The organism is Clostridium sp. CAG:43, assembly GCF_000434655.1.
Classification (GTDB): Bacteria; Bacillota; Clostridia; order Lachnospirales; family Lachnospiraceae; genus Otoolea; species Otoolea fessa.
Genome location: NZ_FR895113.1, coordinates 34,906 through 37,443 on the forward strand (window position 1 = coordinate 34,906; position 2,538 = coordinate 37,443).

At 52.8% G+C, this 2,538-nt stretch carries 4 protein-coding genes (1 of these 4 only partly in view); all 4 read left to right on the top strand.

From position 1 onward, the window contains the following. Tightly spaced (at most 27 nt apart), the 4 genes in view from QVO97_RS11235 to QVO97_RS11250 form a layout consistent with a single transcriptional unit that may run on beyond the window. Positions 1–249, top strand: the 3' end of a protein-coding gene (locus QVO97_RS11235) for a CpaF family protein (protein ID WP_369678423.1). The gene continues 981 nt to the left of window position 1, outside the view; the window shows 249 of its 1,230 coding nt (coding positions 982–1,230); the start codon falls outside the window, past its left edge; the stop codon is at positions 247–249. Further along, the gene (locus QVO97_RS11240; protein WP_243022012.1) at positions 200–982 is read left to right on the top strand and encodes a type II secretion system F family protein; all 783 of its coding nucleotides are present in this window, start codon (positions 200–202) and stop codon (positions 980–982) included. Before QVO97_RS11235 ends, QVO97_RS11240 begins: the two co-directional genes overlap by 50 nt. A gap of 6 nt (positions 983–988) precedes the next feature. Further along, positions 989–2,212, top strand: coding sequence for a hypothetical protein (locus tag QVO97_RS11245; RefSeq protein ID WP_022360415.1), 1,224 nt, complete (start codon positions 989–991; stop codon positions 2,210–2,212). Between the two features lie 27 nt (positions 2,213–2,239). Continuing rightward, complete coding sequence (locus QVO97_RS11250; RefSeq protein ID WP_022360416.1) at positions 2,240–2,428, top strand: Flp1 family type IVb pilin; 189 nt, start codon at positions 2,240–2,242, stop codon at positions 2,426–2,428. Positions 2,429–2,538: the final 110 nt, after the last annotated feature.

Here is a 2,538-nt window from a genome sequence, read left to right on the forward strand (position 1 = left end):
GCGGCGGTCCGGAGCCAGATCGGTTCAGCACTCGATCTGATGGTCCATGTCGGGCGGATGCGGGACCGGAGCCGGAAGGTGCTGGAGATCACGGAGGTGATAGGCTATGAAAATGGGGAAATCCGCCTTTCTCCCATCTATCAGTTTCAGGAAAGCGGGGAGACAGCTTCCGGACAGGTGGAAGGAGCACTTGTCCAGGTTGGCAGATTTGAAGGGCGGCGCAGATTCACGGGAGGAAGTGCTTTCTGATTACCGGGTTTACCACCTGACGGGGCAGGAGTGGATACGTTACCTTCTGGAGGGAACAGCGGTGTGCGCCGTGACGGCATATGTATTCTACCGTTCATTTCTGGCGTTCGTTCTGATGCTTCCGGCGGGGATGCTGCGGCCGTTTTTTAAGAGGCGGGAGCTCTGCCGCCGGAGAAAAGAGGAGCTTCGGCTCCAGTTTAAGGAAGCGATTCAGATCGTGGCTTCGGCGCTGGCTGCAGGCTATTCGGTGGAAAATGCGTTTATTGCGAGCGTGCGCGATCTGGAAGAACAATACGGAAAAGAAGGGATGATTACCCGTGAGTTTTCATATCTGGCAAGCCAGCTTAAAATGAACCGGACCGTGGAGGCGCTGCTTTCTTCCTTTGCGAAGAGGAGCGGTCTGGATGAGGTGGAAAATTTCTCTGTTATTTTTACTGTATCCAAACGGAGCCGGGGCGAGCTGGCAAGTGTGGTTCACCATGTCGTTCACGTGATTTCGGATCGCATTCAGGTGCGGGAGGAAATTCTCACGATGACGGCAGAAAAGCAGTTTGAACAGAGAATTATGAACCTGATGCCGTACCTGATCGTGCTCTACGTGGATTTGTCATCGCCGGGCTTTTTCTCACAGATGTATGAGACAGCGGTGGGGCGGGTGGTGATGACAGGGTGTCTGGTGGTCTATCTGCTGGCATGGAGGGTATCGGGGAAAATTCTTCAGATTGAGGTGTGAAACAGCATGGGAAAAATGGGGAAAAAGCAGGTTTTATGCATCCTTTTGGGGATAATTCTGGCAGTTGCGGGATATCTGGTGGAAAAACGGGATGGGGCGCTGGAAGATGGGAACCGGCTGAACCGCTATGCATACGGAGAAGGGAAACGGCAGCAGGAAGTGTGGGTGCGCGGACTGTGCGAGAAGGAGATTCCGGTGGAGATTTCGCTCGGAGAGCGGGAATATGCGGAAGAGGATGCAAAAAAAGTATTGCTGGAGGCGGGAGGTAAACTGGCGGATTTAATTCGGGGAAACAATCTGTCCCTGCAGGAGGTAAGGGAAGATCTACATCTCGTCGGCTGGCTGGAAGAAGAGGGCATCCGGGTCCGCTGGACACCGGAGGATGCGGAATGGATTCAGACGGATGGGACAGTTTTAAATGAAGAATGCCCGGAGAAGGGGATTCAGACAGAACTGACCGCATCCCTGCAGGCGGGGGTATTCAGCCGGGAGTACCGGTTTCCGGTCACGCTATATCCGCCGCTTCGGACGAAGCAGCAGGAGAAAGAGGCAGGTTTTAAGCGGCTGTTAAAGCAGATGGATGAGGCACAGAGAACGGAAGGGCAGCTGGTTCTGCCAAAGATGTATGAGGGGAAGAATTTATCTTACCGGGTGCGCGGAGACAGGGAATATCTGCTGTTTCTGGTGCTGGGGATTGCGGCGGCAATTCTGCTTCCTCTTTATGAAAAACAGAAGGAGAGTGAGGCGAAAAAGAAGAAAAAGCGGGAGCTGATGGAAGATTATCCGGAGATTGTGTCAAAGCTGACTGTATTTTCCGGGGCGGGGCTTCCGGTCCGCCGGGCATGGGAGCGGATTGTGCTGGAATACGAGGCGGCATGCCGGGCGGGAACACAGACGGAGCGGGCGGCATACCGGGAAATGGCAGCGGCATATCACCGGATGCAGCGCGGTGTCCCGGAACTACAGGCATATGCGGAATTTGGTGCGGGTTGCCGCTTGAGACCGTACCGGAAGCTTTCCGGGCTTTTGGAGCAGAATGTCAGAAATGGGGCAGAAGGACTTCGAAAGGCGCTGGAGACAGAGATGGAGTCGGCGTTTGAAGAAGAGAAAGCACTGGCAAGACGCCGGGGGGAAGAGGCATCCACAAAGCTGATGCTTCCATTGTTTTTGATGTTGATGATTATTATGGTGATGGTTTCAGTCCCGGCGTTTCTGGCGTTTGGGATCTGAAAAATGGGGAGAAAGGAGAAAAAGTATATGGATAAAGCGTATCTGGTAAGAGAAGTAAAATCGTTTCTGATGGACGAGGATGGTGTGGGGGTCATTGAGTTAGTGCTGATTCTGGTGGTGCTGATCGGTCTGGTCATTGTCTTTAAAAAGCAGATTAATACGCTTCTTACAAATATCTTTAAACAGATCAACAGCAAGTCGAAGGAGGTATATTGATCCGGGCAGAACGGCACATTGAAACAGAAAAGGAAGTTTGCGGGGAGATCACAGTTTTCCTGAGTTTGATTCTGACCTGTATCTGTGCGTTGATGGGCGGGCTGTTTGAG

Excerpts from the sequence above, each read along its gene's own strand:
- QVO97_RS11250 (WP_022360416.1), top strand. The coding sequence starts at position 2,240 with ATGGATAAAGCGTATCTGGTAAGAGAAGTAAAATCGTTTCTGATGGAC.
- QVO97_RS11245 (WP_022360415.1), top strand. The coding sequence starts at position 989 with ATGGGAAAAATGGGGAAAAAGCAGGTTTTATGCATCCTTTTGGGGATA.